The sequence below is a fragment of the Vibrio sp. 10N.261.51.F12 genome (genome assembly GCF_041471725.1).
GTDB lineage: Bacteria > Pseudomonadota > Gammaproteobacteria > Enterobacterales > Vibrionaceae > Vibrio.
The window spans coordinates 14,648-33,516 of the sequence record NZ_JBFROV010000035.1 but is presented as its reverse complement, the minus strand read 5'-3'; the positions used below and the strand labels follow the sequence as shown (position 1 = coordinate 33,516).

Annotated in this window: 16 protein-coding genes and 1 pseudogene; 6 read left to right on the top strand and 11 right to left on the bottom strand. The window is 41.0% G+C overall.

Annotated elements, in window-relative coordinates; all coding sequences use genetic code 11:
* Positions 1–14 precede the first annotated feature (14 nt).
* Positions 15–1,042: pseudogene (locus AB4405_RS17940) on the top strand (IS110 family transposase).
* 711 nt (positions 1,043–1,753) lie between these two features.
* Here AB4405_RS17940 and AB4405_RS17935 read toward each other — a convergent pair.
* Positions 1,754–2,005, bottom strand: coding sequence for a hypothetical protein (locus AB4405_RS17935; protein WP_372062158.1), 252 nt, complete (start codon positions 2,003–2,005; stop codon positions 1,754–1,756).
* A 468-nt stretch (positions 2,006–2,473) separates the two neighbouring features.
* Between AB4405_RS17935 and AB4405_RS17930 the strand changes: the two genes are divergently transcribed.
* Both AB4405_RS17930 and AB4405_RS17925 read left to right on the top strand, forming a co-directional pair.
* On the top strand, positions 2,474–3,802 hold the full coding sequence (locus AB4405_RS17930) for a hypothetical protein (protein ID WP_372062157.1): 1,329 nt from the start codon (positions 2,474–2,476) through the stop codon (positions 3,800–3,802).
* A gap of 120 nt (positions 3,803–3,922) precedes the next feature.
* On the top strand, positions 3,923–4,231 hold the full coding sequence (locus AB4405_RS17925; protein WP_372062156.1) for a hypothetical protein: 309 nt from the start codon (positions 3,923–3,925) through the stop codon (positions 4,229–4,231).
* Positions 4,232–4,971: 740 nt separating this feature from the next.
* On the opposite strand, the gene AB4405_RS17920 is transcribed toward AB4405_RS17925, so the two are convergent.
* Together AB4405_RS17920 and AB4405_RS17915 are read right to left on the bottom strand one after the other, a co-directional pair.
* Entirely contained in the window at positions 4,972–5,679 is a 708-nt protein-coding gene (locus AB4405_RS17920; RefSeq protein WP_372062154.1) for a hypothetical protein, read from the bottom strand.
* Between the two features lie 43 nt (positions 5,680–5,722).
* Positions 5,723–6,430, bottom strand: coding sequence for a hypothetical protein (locus AB4405_RS17915; protein WP_372062153.1), 708 nt, complete (start codon positions 6,428–6,430; stop codon positions 5,723–5,725).
* A gap of 174 nt (positions 6,431–6,604) precedes the next feature.
* Between AB4405_RS17915 and AB4405_RS17910 the strand changes: the two genes are divergently transcribed.
* Positions 6,605–7,165 carry a recombinase family protein gene (locus AB4405_RS17910; RefSeq protein WP_372062151.1) on the top strand — a complete coding sequence of 187 codons (561 nt, stop codon included), beginning with the start codon at positions 6,605–6,607 and terminating at the stop codon, positions 7,163–7,165.
* Positions 7,166–7,187: 22 nt separating this feature from the next.
* Here AB4405_RS17910 and AB4405_RS17905 read toward each other — a convergent pair whose 3' ends face one another.
* Entirely contained in the window at positions 7,188–7,400 is a 213-nt protein-coding gene (locus AB4405_RS17905) for a helix-turn-helix domain-containing protein (protein ID WP_372062149.1), read from the bottom strand.
* Positions 7,401–7,501: 101 nt separating this feature from the next.
* Here AB4405_RS17905 and AB4405_RS17900 point away from each other — a divergent pair, with 101 nt between their 5' ends.
* Complete coding sequence (locus AB4405_RS17900; RefSeq protein WP_372062147.1) at positions 7,502–8,044, top strand: hypothetical protein; 543 nt, start codon at positions 7,502–7,504, stop codon at positions 8,042–8,044.
* Positions 8,041–9,456: a DEAD/DEAH box helicase gene (locus tag AB4405_RS17895; protein WP_372062146.1), complete on the top strand. Its 1,416-nt coding sequence runs from the start codon at positions 8,041–8,043 to the stop codon at positions 9,454–9,456. The genes AB4405_RS17900 and AB4405_RS17895 overlap by 4 nt, the downstream gene beginning before the upstream one ends.
* Positions 9,457–9,625: 169 nt before the next feature.
* Here AB4405_RS17895 and AB4405_RS17890 read toward each other — a convergent pair whose 3' ends face one another.
* From AB4405_RS17890 to gmtY, 7 genes are all read right to left on the bottom strand, one after another.
* Positions 9,626–10,954, bottom strand: coding sequence for a peroxidase family protein (locus AB4405_RS17890; protein WP_372062145.1), 1,329 nt, complete (start codon positions 10,952–10,954; stop codon positions 9,626–9,628).
* Between the two features lie 684 nt (positions 10,955–11,638).
* Positions 11,639–12,028 (bottom strand): hypothetical protein, encoded by a 390-nt coding sequence (locus AB4405_RS17885; protein ID WP_102471894.1) that lies wholly within the window; start codon positions 12,026–12,028, stop codon positions 11,639–11,641.
* Positions 12,029–12,240: 212 nt separating this feature from the next.
* A complete protein-coding gene (locus AB4405_RS17880) occupies positions 12,241–12,675 on the bottom strand; it encodes a hypothetical protein (protein WP_372062144.1) in 435 nt (144 codons plus the stop codon).
* Between the two features lie 591 nt (positions 12,676–13,266).
* A complete protein-coding gene (locus tag AB4405_RS17875) occupies positions 13,267–13,854 on the bottom strand; it encodes an SPOR domain-containing protein (RefSeq protein WP_372062143.1) in 588 nt (195 codons plus the stop codon).
* A gap of 277 nt (positions 13,855–14,131) precedes the next feature.
* A complete protein-coding gene (gene gmtX, locus AB4405_RS17870; RefSeq protein WP_372062142.1) occupies positions 14,132–14,770 on the bottom strand; it encodes a gamma-mobile-trio protein GmtX in 639 nt (212 codons plus the stop codon).
* Positions 14,763–17,351, bottom strand: coding sequence for a VPA1269 family protein (locus tag AB4405_RS17865; protein ID WP_372062141.1), 2,589 nt, complete (start codon positions 17,349–17,351; stop codon positions 14,763–14,765). The genes gmtX and AB4405_RS17865 overlap by 8 nt, the downstream gene beginning before the upstream one ends.
* Positions 17,348–18,823, bottom strand: a complete 1,476-nt coding sequence (gmtY, locus tag AB4405_RS17860; RefSeq protein ID WP_372062140.1) for a gamma-mobile-trio recombinase GmtY — start codon at positions 18,821–18,823, stop codon at positions 17,348–17,350. The genes AB4405_RS17865 and gmtY overlap by 4 nt, the downstream gene beginning before the upstream one ends.
* Between the last annotated feature and the right edge of the window lie 46 nt (positions 18,824–18,869).

Here is an 18,869-nt window from a genome sequence, read left to right as displayed (position 1 = left end):
AACTGGAGGTTACTATGTCCACCATTCAAACTATTGGCGTTGACCTCGCCAAGAATGTGTTCAGTATTCACGGCGTTGATGCATATGGCAAGTGCGTCCTACGCAAAACTGTTAAAAGAAACAAACTCTTAGACACATTCGCCAATTTACCACCCTGCCTCATCGGTATGGAGGCTTGCTCCGGTGCGCACCACTGGGCAAGGCAGTTACTTAAACTCGGTCATAACCCTAAAATCATGGCGTCCAAATTCGTTATTCCGTATCGACAAAATGAGAAGAACGATGCCAATGATGCTGAGGCTATCTGCGAAGCAGTGTCTAGACCCAAAACACGATTTGTCTCTATAAAAAGTGAAGAGCAACAAGCGGTGCTTTGCCTGCATCGTATTCGTCAGGGGTTAATTAAAACAAGAACCGCAACCATCAACCAACTCAGAGGGCTACTCTCTGAATTTGGCCTTGTCATGCCACAAGGCCGCTACTCGGCCCAAAACACTATCGGGAGTATCCTCGAAGATGCAGAAAATGGCTTGCCTATGCTGGCTCGTGAACTACTTCAAGATCTGTCGAACAAGATTCAAAGCCTTAATCTTGAAGTCCTACACTATGATCGAAGAGTCTCAGCATTAGTCCGAGAAATGGCTTCAGCAAGGGCTCTTATGAATATCCCTGGTGTCGGGGAACACAGTGCAAGTACCATTGTCGCGACCGTCAATGACGCTAAGCAATTTGGCTCTAGCCGGCAATTTGCCGCGTGGATCGGGTTAGTGCCAAGGCAATATTCAACCGGTGGTCATGTTCATCTTGGTCGCATCAGCAAAAGAGGCAAAAACACATTCGCACTCTCCTTATTCATGGCGCAAGAGCCGTTATTGCACGATGCAAAGAGAAGACCGACCACAACAGCATTTGGTTAAACCAACTCGTTGAACGACGTGGTTATAAAAGAGCAGCTGTCGCCCTAGCAGCAAAGAATGCTCGAATCATATGGGCATTATTAACAACAGGAAAAGAGTACAAGATTAACTATGTAAACGGTTAACACTCACCGAGTCAAAGCAATAGCAAATGATGACAATACGATCAGACCGAGATGTTTAAACCTGTCTATAAAGCTAGTAGCAAATACTGTCTAACGAATGAGGTCAGCATCAAGCGAATATCATCAGGGTGACGGAACGAATCCGATTAAACACCGAATGTAGAGCTGCTGTCCGATCCACTGTTGTCAGCGCGAGCTATTGTTGACAAAAGAGGGAGTCCATGTAGCTTTATAGACGGACTTTTTCCATCTTTGCATTCCGTCTATGTTGCTACCATTCACTATAAAACTCAATTGATATCAACATTTTATGTGAATCGACATAGAGTTACGGGGTAGAACTACGGAAAAATTCCGTATAGGAGACCAAAGTACGGATTAGATTAGCTTGGTCTAGTCGCGTACTGGCTAGGTGTTCCGCTCGCTGGTTCTGAGAAGATTTTGGACAAAACCTATTCAGAGAATCAGTTCCTCTTTGCTCATTCACTTCAATATCAAATTTTAGGTACAAGCTAATCAGGAAACTTTAGTAATAGGTGGTTAGTTTGGTTCTCTTCTATACTTCGCGAATTGATACTTGAGAAAAGCCATCTAATAATGCCATATTCCTGGCTGAAGCTTCGTTTGTTGCTTGATAGTGCCGTAAGTACAATTGGCCTTGAACCATTCCACTAACTAAGTACGTTTTATAAATCATTATTCTTAAATCAACTATCTAAACTGCCACGGTAGGGGCATAAAATATTCATTAAGATAAAAACTGTCAAAATAAGTAATATTGGCTTTAGTGATACATAACCATTGAGGGTTCATCCAAGGGAGGTTTTTGATGTGAGACTGGCTAACGATGTACTCAAGCAGAGGGTCGAAAACGCCCTGTTCTGTCATTAATATAGGGATGTCGAGCATTAAACCTGAATGGCCAATTTTGACCTGAGCTTGAACTTTGACGATCGCATACATCCAACACCACATCAAACGAAACTGGTATTAGTCGGTCTAACAGAGGAATTACTATTGATCTAATGGAGTAAAGGTAGAACGTGAAACTAAGTACTTTAAGGGGATTTAGTATCGAAAGGAGTGCTATAGATATAGGTTATGATTTTAACGACAGTAGAAGGTGTGGTTGCAAGCAAGTTATGATTTTAACAACAGAAGGTGATGCTTGCAACAAGTTATAAATTTATAGCACTATCTATACCATTCAATCTATTAGATTGATTTATTGTATTTTTATATGGTATTAATCTAGTATATCAAGCTTTACCTGTACTACTTCCCTAGTCTTGATAGTTGTAATTGGAATTTCACAAATTGGGATCGTAAGTCGCAAAAGCTACCCATGGATATGGATTAAAAACAGCAAAGATAGCATTATATTAAATAGTTAAATGGACTTTATTCATTGGAAGTTAGGATGCACTAGTTATGAAATTGCAAGTATCCACTATAGGAAAAACAGTTCTTTATTTTTGGCTTGGGATGCTTGCTGCTTCATGCGCTTTCTTTATAGCCGTTAGATTCGCAGCTTTTATTGATTATGATGCCATTAATGGTTTAACAGAGGAAAAGTACTATCCCAACGGCTCTCTTGTTTCAGAAACAGTGGGCTTAGTTGAATTTGTAAATCACTTGATGTACGTCGCGTTTGTTCGCGGTAACATACTTAACCTTTTGATTTTAAGTAACCTATCTTTCATGTGGTCATCTGTAAAAGTGATTCAATTAGGTTTAGTGATTTTCTATTTATTAAAAAGAGCAATGTTATCTAATTTTTATTATTATTCTGCCAGTGCATTTCTTTTACTTTATGTATTTGTTAGCGTAAATCTAGCTGGTTTTGGTGATTGGTCTAATGCGAGTACGTTTTCTTTATTTGAGATGCAAACTTTATATGATTATGGGTACTGGGGTAGTGTGAGTCTATGGTTAGAAACTCAGAACTGGAGTCTTTATGCTTGGTTCCTTATTTCTGTTATGGTCAGTTATACGTTGGTGAAAGCCCATGTTCTTGCAACGATCCTAACCGTAGTCGAAACTAAAGAGGAGTTCAAAAAATTGACTATCGGTTGTGCATTGGCAGTATTTGCACCATATCGGTTATCTCAATTTATCGGCGCAACACGGGATCAAGTGTCTGAAGGTAATATGAATATGGTTCGGTCGCTAACATTGGAAAAATTGAGATTTAAACCAGAATTTATTGATCTAATTAACTATACTTTAACCCACAATAGATTTGGCTTTGTGGGTTTAACTGACCTTTCTTCCAGCTATATACCATTGATTTTTGATGATACAACAAATGCGCCAAAGCATAAGTTTTATTATCTGTTTGCTATGCCATTAATATTCTTCACCCTGCTGTACACTGGTATTATAAGACGTCCATTTTATCTTCTACCAATACTTTTTGTAAATATTGCTCTTAGGTTGAGCGTTGTTTCCCTCATCTTATTTATATTTATCTTGTACTTAAATCTATTGCCTTTACCAATTGAGTTTTTTATCGAACGTTTGGAGGCACTATTTAATCATTTACCATCAATGGTTAGCCTACGAGATCAAATAATCGGTGCAGAATTGCAACCTCTTCCAGACTTTTCAGAACTGAAGATAATGCCTGTAAATATGTGGTTTTTTGAGCCAATAATTCCAGTTCCAAGTTGGAAGTACGTATACCTATTTTGTTTGTTCATAGGTGCATGTATAAACTCAATGGTTTTTGATGTTTGGACGAAAATTAAGGATAATTAAAAGTAAAGCAAGGTTAAAAACTATTATTGGGTGGCCATTTTAAATCCATTGATGCAAAAGGTAACTAGTTTATTGTCGATTATTTCCATGGTCTTAACCCATGTTACGGAAAAATCGCCAATGCTTGGATTTCAAGTTCACAAACGGGAGTGGTTCAATTGTAATGATCTATCAGGTCATGTCACGCTTGATCAAGCAGACTATTTAGGTTTGAGCGATAGGCAAACGGAACGGCAGCTTAAACAATCCATCTACCTAGAGTTTGATGTCACCCTAACTCTAAAAATGATATCAAAATTAATCCTTCAACCTAGAGCTCTAACAAGCCTTTGGAATAAATATGAGGATAATAACTACACCACCAATCTAAAACTGGAACAAGGCAACGCTAATTATTCTGCGATCTACGCGCCTTTGAAATTTCTTTAAATAATGTGACACAACTTCGAAATTTAAGATTTTTTATATTAATAAGGAATTGATAAAACCCCATATAGAATAATATTTTAATAACTTTTTATTAAAGCCATATATGATTACATTTATATCACTTTTCTTAAGCATCGTTCTTTCATCTACCGTGTACGCTGCCAACACAAACCTCGCTAAGGTATGCGCTTACATAGCAATGAACACATCGATTATGTACTCTGAATCCAAAAAAAGAAAATAAGCCTTTTGAAAACACTAAGGGTTACAATGATATCAAGGAATTTTTTGATAGTTTCGGATCTTCAACTGAAGAGGCAAATTCACTACTTCTTGAATATAAGTGGAGATATTCCAATAAAAATGTTGGATATTTAGGATCTCGATTATCTGGATAATTTAGTTATGCATTCATGTATAAACAATTATTCCTTAAAAAGTATAAAGGATGGGAATCTTATGTCTCTGGGGAATATTTGTAAGAACAAAAAAGACCAGAAAAGTTGTCTTGATATTTTCTATCCTCACTTTTAAGAAATTTACTCTTTGAGCACAAAAAACCATGGGGTTACCAATAGAAGCCCCGTGCCATCTTGGATGTTTTCGTTAACATACTAGCAACAACCACACACTCATTTAGCTAGCCTGTCATTACTGAGGGATCTTGACGGAATAAGTACCAATCGATTCTACAACGATATTGCTTACTACTCTGCGCACGTATTTCAAGTACCTTGCCATCACTTCTGAAACCGATTAACCGTTGTTCGATAACTACTAGCCTTAACTGACTCCAACTCCCGTTTGAGTCTTGATCGATTAAGTACTTCCACTCGCTCCAAAAAATCATTATGTGCTTGCGTATAGTTCACTCTAATTTGCTTCAATGAGTGCTCCCTAACAACCTTCAATAAAAGCCTCTCAACCTCATCATCCAAACATTGTGTTCGATTACCCTTACGCGCATGAGCAGGTTTCAAGGCTTTCTTTTGCCAACCCGATGTCACGTACACACTGACCCACTCTGCTAACGTACGCCAGCTTGGTGGATTAGCATCGTCAATGGTTTCAGAAAATGTAGCAAGCCAAGGAACCAGTCGCTTTTCCGTATACGCTGGAACATCAGAGTCCAATACTCCCCTAACATACGCGTAGCGCCTTTCCATTACTTTCTCGTATTGCAATTCTCGATTCGTTTTCTGGGACTTAGCATTTTTACCTACAGGGTTAACAAATACCGTTTCAGGGAGAGTGTCTTTAGTGATAGCGACCAATAGGCCTTTTTGTATATGGGATTCTAATTGGTCTGTTGCAAAGGAAAAGTGCCCACCATGCTCGATGTCTTTAATGGTAATTTCACCTCGAGTCACACCGCTCACCTGATAGTGGGAACACTTACCGCCTCGGTACCGTTTCACAAGAATAAGATTCGGGTCTCTAAAGTTCATTATTCATCTCGTTCTAGGGCAATAAAAACTAAATTTTAGACGGTCACTTTCTGAAACGCTGTAACGTGGTTTCATAACTACTCGGAGTAAGCGCGGGTAGTCCTTCGTCACATCGGTGATCATTCAACAGCTGCATTCGCTCAATAAAATCTCGATGTGCTTTTCCAATGTTCACTCTTGCTGAAGACCTAGCATACTCAGTGACGACCTCGGATAATAACTGTTCCACTTCATGGGCTAATCGATTGGAGTGATTACCTTTACTATGATGACGCGGCAGCAGCGACGCCTTTTTCCATCCTGATTCATTAAACGCTTTAAGCCATCTGAGGAGTGTTTTATAGGATGGAGGGGACATATCTTTGATTTCTTCAGCTGCCTCGCTTATCCATGGGGTTAATCGAGTTGCTGATAATGCGGGGAGATCAGAATCAAGTACCTTTCGAACATAGAAATATCTACGGTCGACTTCAGCTTCAATTTCCGCTTTCTTGCCAACGGCTGCAGGTTTCGTTTTCTTTTTGACGGCATTGATAAATAAAGCGTCAGGAACATTATTTTTGACCGTAACTATAAGAAGGCCGCTGTTAATATGGCTTTCTAACTGCGCTCGTTTAAAGGAAAAGCATTCGCCATGTTCTATATCCTGTAACGACACCCATTCGGTATCAAATGAATTCACCTGAAAATAGGATTTCTTCCCGCCACGAAAACGCTTAGTCAGCACTAAGTCGGGATCTCGAAAGTTCATGGCGTTTCCTCTTTTCTAAACGAACGGCTCCCCCAACATGCTGCTATGAGCTTTCATTTAAGGTATACCCTAATTCAACAAACTCATCGCAGCTCAATAATGTTCATTTAGAGTGGATAAACACTTTAAATGACACTATGTTCAATAAGTCTAGATGCTAAATGAGCAAATTCAATGAGCAAGGTTGGCTACGCACGAGTTTCCACTACAGAGCAATCATTAGATCTTCAGATTCAGAAACTCACAGAAGCAGGTTGTATCAAAATCTTCTCTGATACTTCGACGGGGTCAGACATCAAACGTCAGGGTTTGGTGGACCTAATGGAATACCTAAGAGCCGGAGACACTCTCGTTATTACACGAATCGACCGCATCGCCAGATCTGTTCTAGATTTGCAGCAGATGGTCAAAACCTTTAACGAGCAGCAAATCCTACTAACCGCTTTAGAACAACCTATCTCAACAGATTCTGCATCCGGAAAAGCGTTTCTCGATATGTTGGCCGTCTTTGCCGAGTTTGAATTAAACATTCGCAGAGAACGTCAACTTGAAGGGATCGCGGCAGCAAAAGCCGCAGGAAAATACAAAGGTAGGAAACCGCTCTCGAACGCAATAAAGCAACAAGTCATCAGTATGCATTCTGAGCATCAAAAAATTACACAGATCTCTAGTGTGCTAGGCATTTCAAGAAACAGCGTATACAAGATACTTAACGACAACCGCAGTGACTCTTGAATAGTATGAATACACTTTTACTCTAAGGCGCGGGCAGCAACTCAACAACATTGCATTCTAAGGCTTGTGCCAAACCATACACTTTTTCGAGCGTAATATTCACTTCACCACGTTCAATGCGGCCAACGTAACTTCTGTCTATGTCAGCAATTAGCGCGAGTCTATCTTGAGAGATGCCTTTTTCTTTGCGTACTTCACGTAATTTCGAGCCAAATTTAACCGCTAAGTCTTTCATTTTTAATCCAAGTTAAAATGGAAACTATCCTTACTTGCGGCATATAAAGCCACGGACTATAATCCGCATTTAAAATCCCACTCGAAATTTCGGTAAACAAAATGTCCAGTAAGCCAATTCATCTAATTCCGTTTCTCTATCAAATTCTCATTGAGGATCAACTTGATGATTTTTCTGTATTAGAACTTAGGGATCGGTACCTGGCTCTCGCTGGTTCCACGTTAGATAAAGCAGCAGCGAGACGACTGGTGTACCGACATATCCTACGCCTAGAAAATAAACAGCTACTGTGCAAAGTAAGCGTTAAAGGCACCAAAAAAGCGACGTATCAAAAGACTGAGCTGTTTTCAAAAGCAACCTGGCAACTAACGAAAAACAACAGCACTACCAAAGTCAGCGAAAACCATGGTAGCTCTTATGAAAGCAAATTAAATTCGCCTAAAACGGTTCTTCAAGAAAGGTTAGAGCAATGTGAAAGTGACTTTTTAGCCTGCTTACAAGAGTTTCAAACCTATCAAGGCCTTAGCTCTGAATTCCCTCATTTAAAAGAAGGCTTACATGATGTAAGGAGCAAGACCAAGATTCAAAGTTCCAAATTGGTTGGTCAAATAAGAGCAATTAAAATGGCACTAGCGCTATCATGACTGTGTTGCGCCAATGGCAAGCAGAGTGCGTCGAATTAGCCCTACATCACTACCAGCAAGGTCAGTCTCACTTCCTCTGCCTTGCAACGCCTGGAGCTGGAAAGTCTGTCATGGCAGCAGAGGTTGCCTCTCGGTTATTTGAACAGAAAGCTATCGACTTTGTCCTTTGTTTTTCACCATCAACCGCCATATCGCAGGGGTTAGCCTATACCTTTAAGAATCACCTGAACTGTCGCTTTGATGGCGCGATTGGAGCGTTAGGTGCCTCGTATACCTATCAAGGTTTGCAGTACTTTGATGACTACTTTTGGTCTTTGCTACAAACTCACCGAGTCCTGGTTGTCCTTGATGAAATTCATCATTGCGCGGGGCTCAACATGACAGAGGCAAACGCATGGGGTGAAAAAGTTATTCAACACATACAATCCCACGCTCGATACACACTTTCATTAACTGGTACGCCATGGCGTTCTGATAAAGCACCGGTAAGCCTATCAAGCTACAACATCAACACGGCTGAAATTGAATGCAACTACGTTTATGGGCTAAGCCAAGCGGTTAAGGATAAAGTGTGCCGTTTGCCCAGTATTGTCTTAGTCGACAACGAAATGATCACAGCAAAATCTAACGATTCAGACACTCGCCACTTCTCATCCATCCGTGAATACCTGGATGAACCTTTTGGCTACTATCAAAGCATCATCACCGACGATACCTGCATGAGGTACCTGATAAAATTGGGCTTAAAAAAGCTAGATGTGATTCAGGAAAAGAAACCAAACGCCGCAGGGTTAGTTGTGGCGGCATCCGTTGAACACGCGATAAGAATACACTCAATGCTTTCCGAAGAGTTTAATAAAAAGGCTGTTCTTGTCACTTACAAGCATGACGCCCCCTCAGGGATCATCGATGATTTCAGAAGCAGCGATTCCGATTGGATAGTGAGTGTGGGGATGATTAGCGAAGGGACCGATATCCCTAGGCTTCAAGTATGTTGTCACCTTAGCAAGGTTAAGACTGAGCTGTACTTCAGGCAAGTCTTAGGTCGTATTCTAAGGATGAACAAAGGGATAAACCAAGAAGCGTGGTTATATACTTTTGCAGAGCCCAATTTAGTGACTTATGCTAACCGCGTCGCAGAGGAGATCCCTTTGAACAATGTCGTATTTCAAGAGCACATACCCAATATCAAGCCTGAATTTCCAGAAAGTCGTAACTCACTGACACCAAACTACCCAAGCGTAGAGGGCCCTGATAACCAGATTTCATGGGGTGGAACACAACTAACTAAAACTGAACGAAAAGTTGCAACCTTGTCTAAGCACACCTCTGAAGAACAGTGCCACTACTTCGACGTAGTGGGTGATTTTAGACAGCAAATTGTTGATGTGTTCCGCTTGCAAAATCCATGAATCGAAAATTCATAAAAATTGCGCACGTCCCTTCAACTCATTTTTGGACATAAATGAGTTACGCATTCTAGTTTTCTACAAGCTAACGGATAAGTTTTAGTATCGCAAAGTAACGCCGCCAGCAGAGGCGCAGGTTTGCTGCATCCTACTGACTGGCATTGTTATGTTTTTAACTGGATACGTATTTAACTACATCTAACATTGACACTTTTTTATTTGTTATTCCGTTCAATGTAAAAGGCCAATTAGAATTTGCATTATTAGGATGAATAAATGATTTTGAAGAAACCTGAAGAAGTCCTATGATAGTTTCCCCAACGACTATTGAACCTAGCTCCCCTAATACATGACCGCCCTCTTTTACTTCCGCCTCTCTCAGCGTGTAATACCATAGGGGTGTATTGTCTAAGATTGCAGGAGGAATACCTTCAACGCTAATTTCTTCAGGCGAAAGCAAATCTATTTGAACGCCAAGTCCATTTAGTTCTTCTACAAATTGTTGTGCACTTGCTAAAGATAAAGTTCGTCCTGAAAGTAAGTTCCTGTGTGCCAAAATATTATTTTCCCCAGTAGGGACTTCTAGATTGAAGAGGACTGGAGGGAGTTTTGTATCCATTTTTCCGGAAAAGTTATCTGAATCAATATCTTGATTCAAAATAGAAGGGTCAAAGAACCTCTCTAGTGTCTTATCCGCACCTTGCAATGTCCATATATTCGTTATTTGGTGCCCACCTTGAACGGGTCTCCCTCCAGGAAAACCAAAAAAAAGATTAGGATGTGTTCTTGTGTCGTTAAAAAAATCGTTAAAGCTATATCTCTCCCTAACCATGCTATGGCCAAATCTGTAGCACGCCCCAGCAAATTCAGTTGGCATGAAAACATCATCTTCAGATTGGGGAAGGTAGATTTTTCTACCGTTTTGTACAATGCTGTCCACTCGATTTTGGCCAATTATTCTAACTAGAAAATCGTTTAAAACTATCGATTGATAGTGCCAAGTCACGGCAATTTTAGCGTTATCAAATGACAGTCCTTCTTCTTGTACCAATTTATTGTGGAACTTTTGAAATAACAGCTGAATTGAAGCGATAATTATATTTTCGTCGTTCCTAGGATCAGGTATTTGTGCAGCGAAATTTTCATTTCTTAAAAGGTCCCCATCATCGTTTTCAGAATTACCAATTTTAAAAATGAAATTTTCGTTTTGAACGGCTTCATAGAAATGTCCATGCTCGTCAGAACTTGGACCATCTCCATACAGGCTATCCAAGTCAAAGATCGGTGTTCGGGCATTTACACCACCTTGAGCAGTGAAAGTAATGTCGTGATCTACAAACTGTCCAAAATATGTATAGCCCGCTGGTATAGTTGGATTACCTTCATCAGCGGGTCCCATAAGTTGCGAGAGCTGAAGTAATGCGTCATCTGATATGTGGGGAGCAACTTTATCCACCAACTTCCTGAAGTCATTACTTACACTACCATGAGAATTTTCCATAATAATATCCTTTAGTTGAATTATCCCTCAAACAACTAAACTAGGGTGGGATTGCCTAGTCCAACAACATAACAGTCTTAATAATCTTTCGGCTCGTTTTTCTATTCTACAATCCCACAAAATTTTGCTAAATAACTGCCGAATTTGAATGACAATTTTGGCACAAATAGCGAACTTTGCCACCAGACAAAGCAAGCTGGCCTACTTTGCCCTAATGGATTGGCAGACTATTGTTGTGGTCAACACTGCTATATCATTGATATTTAATGGAGTTCATCGTGCGACACTAGATAAACGAGCCAGTCGAACTTTTAGCTATATGAGAAGTACTCTCCACCATTCCGGTTGGCCCCTCGCAGTTTGTAAATAGACTACTACATGCAGTATGCAGTAGTGTATCGGGTTTGGCTTGTTTGGCGGCAGGAGGATACAGTTTGAAGGCCAGTCAAATCGATCAAGAATTAATACACGGCGGTACTTACATTAGTCCGTGTTACGATATAGACGTCGGATTAGGAATAGTAATCAAAACCGAAACAATTAGCGCGAGGTGCTAACGGCCACTAACACGAAAAGGGGCAGAAACAAGTTACATAATGCCTCGCCGATAAGCCTATAGACATTATCAAGCCAGCCAAGAATGACTGGCTACAATAGTTTTCACACAGTTATGTTGATGGCAAGTCAATCTAGCTGTTTGACGTAGATCGCTTTACCGCTAACAGTTTGCTCCGAAACAGGAATAAGATATTGATAGTCAGTTCCTTGCCCGCCAAGTAAAACGGAATTGTTGCTACCTGTTGTCTCAAGTATCACACCATTCGCCCCGACCAGTGCAGCTTGTTTTTTTAACTCTTCGACAGCGTAGTTAATCGAATCTTGCTTAGTTAAGCCAGCGTCACTAGCAGCATTAACTAAAGCAATGATTTCGTAAGATTCGGGAGTATTTACATACAAGCGCACTTGCTCTGGTAAAATGGCTTCTCTAGCTTCTCCAACAAGTATTGAAGACCCAGAAGCGCAGCCAAAAATCGTTAAAATAAAGGGCAAAATAAAAAGTTTCGTTGCTTTCATTGAGAGAGTTTAATGATGAGAGTGGAACAACAATTATACCGCTCTCACAGCAATGTAGTAAGACTAGACATATGGTAGTTCTTGTAAGAAAGTATGTTGGGTCACTTATGCAGCAAGCTTCGGCACAAATAGGAATTAGATGACCTTATTGTTACGAAGCAGCTTGTTTCACAACTTTGTAAGAGGCTCTTAGGACAGTGAATAAAACACCACTAACTCTCATTCCAGTGATACTCGATATCAACATGCATTGATACACCTTGATTCATCGCATCCCATAGAATTGGGGCAAACATCTTGAGTGTTTCTACATTGGAGTTTTGATAACTGATATTGTCTGGAGTAGCCTTATCAAGCTGAATCCACTGCTCGACTGTATACGCTTCCGCTCCTTGGTAGAGCCACTCACCCATATCTTCTCTAATCGTTTCTTCTAGACCAGTTTTGATAAAAACATGCCGACCTTCCCCTGTCGCACAGTAATCAATCACTATAATCTTCGATATATCAGAGATTATTTTTTCTGACTCTTCATTAATTGAGCCGCATTCTTTATGACTAATAACAGCTAGTTCATCGGCATGCGCGCTATAGGGTGTCATACCATCAACTAGCTCTTTTTCGATCATTGATTTCTTATTACCCATAGTCGTATTCCAATCTTGGGGGGATTATATATTTAGCGACACGTGATTGAGACTATTCTCCGTAAACACGCTATGATAGTACAGTAGCATCATAAAGAATTAGCAAGGAGTTTGTCATGCAGTTGGCTAGTAGGATTGTACAAAGCTATGTAAATTGGGTTGATAGCCATATTGTAGAAATTGCCTACGTTGGATCTATCTTCGTTGTCATTCTGACGTTGTTCTTGAATTTTTTGTAATCTACAAAGTTAAAGATATCTTCAGTATCACAAATCAGCGCTCCATATTGCCAATGTTTACTCACTTCATTTCCTATCTCATCAATGCATCTTTTTGGTGCTTGATCTAAGAACGATTCGATTATTAATAGCGACTAAAAGAAAGCAACTAAGCCGAAACCTAGTGCTTTGAATTAACTACCACTTGCTAAGCATGTAATGGGTGGTGGAAAAGTTCCAATGAAACAGCCATCAGATCTTAGTCACTTAACTTGACATCCAGTATTGGTGGGACAGATCAAATCACGCCTGAACATGTTTCAGGGAAAAAGGCTTACACACTATTCAGTGGCAACATCCCTCCAACATTTTACTACTGAGAAATAATCTCTCCAGTTGCACCGGTGATTTGTTCTAACTCATCAACAATGGCCTTAGCCTCATCATTTTTATTCACTTTTATAAGCACGCGATAAAACGTCCGCTCGTCTTTTACAAAAGCATTGTAGCCACGACGCTTAAGATCCTTTGTCAGTCCATAAGCGTTATCCCTAGTTTTCAATGCCATAAGATGAATAATGACTTCTTCTTTTTGAGCAACTGATTTATAAGAGTAGCTTTCAAGATGAGTGACTAATGCATCCGATATTTGGTCTCTTATAGTATTAAAGTAAAACGCCTTAGATACTTTGACATCGCCGCCTACCATCATCCCACCTCGGTTATGACTTTCCAGAACAAGTGACCCATTGTCCAATTCTAGCCCAAATCGTATGTCTGAATGGATCGAATATCCTTGGATATTTCCCAAGTTGTTCTTCGCCTCGATACACGAAATATTCACACCCAGGAAATCCGTTCGAGCTGTTGTTGGGGTCAATCTTGCTTTAGTGAATTCACCAATCACTTTCTCTTTCAATGAATACTCATCAAATGGACATTGTTCATCCACTGAAAGCATGAGCCCCAATGTATCCGTAGATGGCATCGTATAAGGTGAGAAGAGGGTTGTGGTACCTATCAGAATCAATGAGGTCAAATTGATATTAGAGCAGTGGCGCATAAGTCATGCTTAATGGCGGAAACAGATAGCAAATAATATTACTGCTACCAATTAACCATATTGACTAATCTCACATAGCATCGATATCAATGACAACTAATATGTAACGAAAGGTGAAAATAATGGGCTTTAGTATAGTAAAAACAAGTTACACCTACAGCCTACTCGTTCTCTTTCAAATTAACTTAAGCACCCCATTCACATAGCCACGCCGGTAAACCTCTATGCCATTTTCATCTTTCACTTGCCCCGTCGGCATCACAACCCATCTTTTTTCATCCATAAACTCGTCAGAAACGGCAGACCTCAGAGCCTCCACTTCTATTGGTGTCAGCTGATTTGAAGTAGCCGCCACCTGAGGCTGAGATTGAGTAGTCCGGTCAATGACAATATCGGCATTCGCTTTTAGTACGTTAAGCTGGTCTCTGTATTTGTTCCTCTCCGCAATTAACGAACCAACAACCGCTCGAATGACTGGATCATCGATAGACTCCAGTATGTGTTGGTCATTATTGTTGAGAAGCTGCTTCTGACGCACCGAGAGTGGCTTCTTACGAGTCGTTCCTGAATAGGCTGCCCACGCATCAATCAATTGCTGAAAATGCTTTCCTGTTCGATTACGAATGGTTTGCGTTGAAGGTCCGCCTTGTTCTTGAGATAACTTTCCAATTGTCACGATAGAGAAGTCTAATGACTTCGACTCGCTTTGTTGCTCTAGAATGTTGTGCAAGGTTCTTAGCGCTGTCGTTGTACGGGCTGTCGCGCTGGAACATAGTTCTTCCAGAATAATGTGCGGGTCCACTGGGTTAGCCATTTTTAATTACTCCCATTTTATTTTTCGACAAGTCAGCAAGGCGTAACATATTGATTCCCGTTTGCGCCTCAATAGCCTTTACGCCTACCTCTAATAAACCCGCGTCTTGTAAATACGTTTCCGTATCAAGATACGATGCGATGAGGCCCATCGCCTTGGTTTTATCAAGCTCTCCTGTCGCTTTGAGCATGGCATTAATCATTGCATTACCCGCTAAGAGCTGAGTTTCATCATCAAGCTGCATCAAAAATGGCATGTAACCCGACTGCATGAGCATTGAATTTAACTTGTTTGATCGATGACCAATCGCTGGCGTTTTTCTTAAATCATCTCGCAGATCCGCGTAAATTTCGGCGTCATCGCATAACTGTATCAATTGTCGAAATTCTGACTCTGTGTCAACAAAGCTAAAGAACGGAGAGATCTCCGTATGTGATCCGATTGCGATGACTTTATCGACGGTGTCATCGGGGAGCCGCTGTTCTTCGATGCGAATAAGCTTACGAATTATCTGAAAACAGGCGACCAAATCTTTACAGTATTCATCCGCATCAATTTTTTGTTTTTCAATTCTTCGGTCTATTTGATGTAAGTATTCATACTTCTGGAACGGCTCATTGTTCACTTCACAGAAGTATTCTTCATCTAATAACACCGCTTGCTCGGCTTCTAACTCTGCAGCGATTTTGGCTGATTCTGACGCGTGATAGCTAAGATTATTGAAATGGGCGGTTAATGAATGGAGGTATTTAATGTCGGTAATAAACCAACGGCAGCGGACGCAGTTTTCAATACCATGAGGAACGGGGCCATACAAATCCGCTTGGTTACGATTCGCTTTCTTTAGTTTTTCCCCTCCGTTCCAACACCCTGCTGTGGAGGTACTTTCTACTAATGGCGTTGTGTTCCCACCCGCTAAACAAATACCTATCGCTTTTTCTTGCCACCCTGCGGGGTTTCGAACCCTTAATACTGTTCGAAGAGACTCTATATCGGTATAAGCAGATTGTAAGCCAATCTCTTCTATCGATTTATTGACCAGGAATGAATGCAACGTCGCATCGTTTTGTTCTTCAATCTTGTTTTCCGCTGCCTTCATCTTTTTTGCCATCATCACTGGGGATACTTTTGTGTAATGCATGGTCATGATGAGTCGACTGTGACCGACCAATAACTTAGATAACACCGGCGCTGGGATTTCACCTTCAATGGTGTAGCAGGTGATCAGAGAAACGCGTAACGAATGTAACGGAAATAGTGTCTTACGATGATTAGCAGGGTCAATGAAATGAACTTTGCTGCCATCTATTAGTGTGTGATCATCTTTTTGAACCTTGGTTTCAAGTTCCGCCATCAAACTTACCCAAAGCGTGTTCAAATACCCTTGAGTGATCGGCATTTCCTTTTCACTGTGCTGAGCAGCGGCGGCATTACGAAACAAAAAACAAATATCACCGATCTCATTTCGTTGAATATCCGTTTTGGTACTTCCAAAGTGCTTATAATCAAGCTTATGGATAGAAGTCGGCTTAGTTATGGGGTTGTATTTCTGCTGCCAGTTTCGCAGCTTCTCTAGCCAATATAAGACTTCTTCATGCTGCCAAGGGATCACATAACCTCTCGTAATTTCATCCTTATTTTTATCGGCGGTCTTATTAGTGTTTATATAGAGACCTATCATTACATCACCAATATCAGGTGTGATGATTCGGTGAAAAATACCTTTTTGCCAAGGGCGCTTTTCACTGCCTTCAGCAAACTCATTCATTTCATTGGCAACCCAGCTTCCACTCTCGTAGCGCCACGTATCGGCTTCACCAGAATCAAGCATGCGAACCTGAAAAGTACGTAATGGAAGCTGTAATTTTAGGTACAGCGCCATTGCGCGGACGGGTGACCAAATCACATAAAAGTGATCACCTTCCTTAAACGGCGTTAGCACTCCGTCAATTCTAATACTGCGAGGTTTATCTACTTTAATTTTCCGCCATACACAGTCAGGGTCACCTTTATCAATGGCAGAGCCGTCAACAATAAACCAATCTCTTTGATGCCGACCATTTGAGATAAATGCGTCACTTTGCTCAATCGCCCATTTCCAGTCTAAAAAGCTGCCTCTTTCAATCGGGCAAAGAATTTTTCGCAACCGTTTAATGTAGGTATAAGGTAAAGCGTTGTAGACCGTTTCTTGATTTTTAACTGGATTAGACCCTTTTTGAAAAGGGTTTTTGAACATGGCAACCAACTCACCGTCATCATCCGGTTGTGAATAATAGGTGGTTATCACCCAATCGATAAACGAGCACACCTCATTGTTTTGTCGAACCCTATAGCCTTCCGACAATTCGAATTGACTAAGAAACTGCTCATAATCTTGCGGACCCATTTCGAAAAACTCGACGGGATCAACAATGAACTTCGGAACTAAATATTCACCCAAAAACCTGTCCAACGCATTCTTTTTATGATCAATGCCATATTTGTTTTGGTGTAACCACGTCGCCGCAACTTCTCGCCACGTATCCCAACCCGTACCATTCTTTTCGGTGAACCAATTAAATTCATAGTCTGTTGATTTCATGAGGCTCGCTTCCCAAATTTTGGCACTTTACCTGAAAATAAACCATCAGGATCAATATCTTCAAACCCAGATTCCATAATGGTTTCCCAGCTCAACTCCACATCTTGCTTAAAATTCGCATACTGCTGACCATCTAGCTTTTGCGTGGCGCGCTCGCAAGCAAGTGTGACATCACGAACGCCTGGCTGCGTGTAAATCGACTGAGATAAAAGAGAAGAATGATGCAGTGCTTTCTTGATGAATCGCACATCCACCCCGGCATTCGACATCCGTCTTCCATAGGCATGGCGATGGCCATGAGGCGAGCGACCTTCCGGCTTCGATGCGATTTGACCAATTCTTCCCATACCCGCCGCATAGCTTTGATTGAATGCATTTAGCGTTAATGCGTTACCCAGTTGCTTTCTTGCAAAAGAAACAAAAGCGTAAGGGTGATCTCGCTGAATAGGAAGCAAGGCCATTAAGTATTGCTGCCATAGATAAGCAAACACCTCCCCGTAATAAGACGGAAACCAATGAAGTTGAATGTAGTTATCATCATGATCGACCACCTTGGTTTTCCAACCGACTCTGGCGGTGCCTGTAAGTTTATTTCGTGGTGTTAGGTGATACTTTTCGGCGAGATAGGCCGAGCGGGTACTTTGCCGTTTTCTGCCGACCCAATGATTGGGGGCTTTGCCATCTTCAGGATGGTATAAACGAACGGTCACACTGTCAGAGTTCATTGGATCAAGAAACACATCATCAACCCACAAGTGCAGGGCATCACTTTCTCTAACCCCAGCCCCGTGCATCAACAGTAAAATCAATTGATCGCGAATAGCCACTCTTGAATCTTTCGCACTGCCGACACCGTCGATAAAAAATGGTTTAAATAGCTGTTCGGGAAACGAAATCGCATCACCATCCACTTTAATCACATCTTTTTTTCCGCGAACTTTTCTTACTCTTTTAAGTAGATCTGGAAGCGAATTTTTTTTGATATGACCCAGAAAGTCATGTTGATTTCTCTTATGCCACGCCGCGTAATTGAGTCGTTCTTGGTGAGAGGTAGCTTCTTCAAAATCGTTAAGACTGCTTGTATTTTTATGGATAGAGAGCCAATCCGTTAATCCATTCAATGCCGACAGCAGCTGGTTGACGTTGGAAACTGACCTCGGCAACCAAAACAAACCAGAGGAATCAAACCCTTCTTTGTCGATAGTGCCTGATGATAGTCGCTGGACAAAAGATTGAAATAAAAGGCTTGGCTCTGAGAATAGTCCCCGATTGGCTTCCATATATTCCAGTAACAACTGGCATGCAAACACAACTCGGTTCATCCAAGGAAGGCTTTTGATGTGAGACTGGCTAACGATGTACTCAAGCAGGGGATCGAAAACGCCCTGATCTGTCATTAATACAGGGATGTCGAGCATTAAACCTGAATGGTCAATTTTAACCTGAGCTTGAACTTTGACGATTGCAGACATCCAACACCACATCAAACGAAACTGGTATTAGTAGGTATAGTAGAGG

Bases quoted from the DNA above. Each gene is read 5' to 3' on its own strand.
- AB4405_RS17935 (WP_372062158.1), bottom strand. From the start codon at position 2,005: ATGTATGCGATCGTCAAAGTTCAAGCTCAGGTCAAAATTGGCCATTCA.
- AB4405_RS17885 (WP_102471894.1), bottom strand. From the start codon at position 12,028: ATGAAAGCAACGAAACTTTTTATTTTGCCCTTTATTTTAACGATTTTT.
- AB4405_RS17930 (WP_372062157.1), top strand. From the start codon at position 2,474: ATGAAATTGCAAGTATCCACTATAGGAAAAACAGTTCTTTATTTTTGG.
- AB4405_RS17910 (WP_372062151.1), top strand. From the start codon at position 6,605: ATGAGCAAGGTTGGCTACGCACGAGTTTCCACTACAGAGCAATCATTA.
- AB4405_RS17890 (WP_372062145.1), bottom strand. From the start codon at position 10,954: ATGGAAAATTCTCATGGTAGTGTAAGTAATGACTTCAGGAAGTTGGTG.
- AB4405_RS17895 (WP_372062146.1), top strand. From the start codon at position 8,041: ATGACTGTGTTGCGCCAATGGCAAGCAGAGTGCGTCGAATTAGCCCTA.
- AB4405_RS17875 (WP_372062143.1), bottom strand. From the start codon at position 13,854: ATGCTTTCAGTGGATGAACAATGTCCATTTGATGAGTATTCATTGAAA.
- gmtX (WP_372062142.1), bottom strand. From the start codon at position 14,770: ATGGCTAACCCAGTGGACCCGCACATTATTCTGGAAGAACTATGTTCC.
- AB4405_RS17905 (WP_372062149.1), bottom strand. From the start codon at position 7,400: ATGAAAGACTTAGCGGTTAAATTTGGCTCGAAATTACGTGAAGTACGC.
- AB4405_RS17865 (WP_372062141.1), bottom strand. From the start codon at position 17,351: ATGAAATCAACAGACTATGAATTTAATTGGTTCACCGAAAAGAATGGT.
- AB4405_RS17915 (WP_372062153.1), bottom strand. From the start codon at position 6,430: ATGAACTTTCGAGATCCCGACTTAGTGCTGACTAAGCGTTTTCGTGGC.
- AB4405_RS17900 (WP_372062147.1), top strand. From the start codon at position 7,502: ATGTCCAGTAAGCCAATTCATCTAATTCCGTTTCTCTATCAAATTCTC.
- gmtY (WP_372062140.1), bottom strand. From the start codon at position 18,823: ATGTCTGCAATCGTCAAAGTTCAAGCTCAGGTTAAAATTGACCATTCA.
- AB4405_RS17920 (WP_372062154.1), bottom strand. From the start codon at position 5,679: ATGAACTTTAGAGACCCGAATCTTATTCTTGTGAAACGGTACCGAGGC.
- AB4405_RS17880 (WP_372062144.1), bottom strand. From the start codon at position 12,675: ATGGGTAATAAGAAATCAATGATCGAAAAAGAGCTAGTTGATGGTATG.
- AB4405_RS17925 (WP_372062156.1), top strand. From the start codon at position 3,923: ATGCTTGGATTTCAAGTTCACAAACGGGAGTGGTTCAATTGTAATGAT.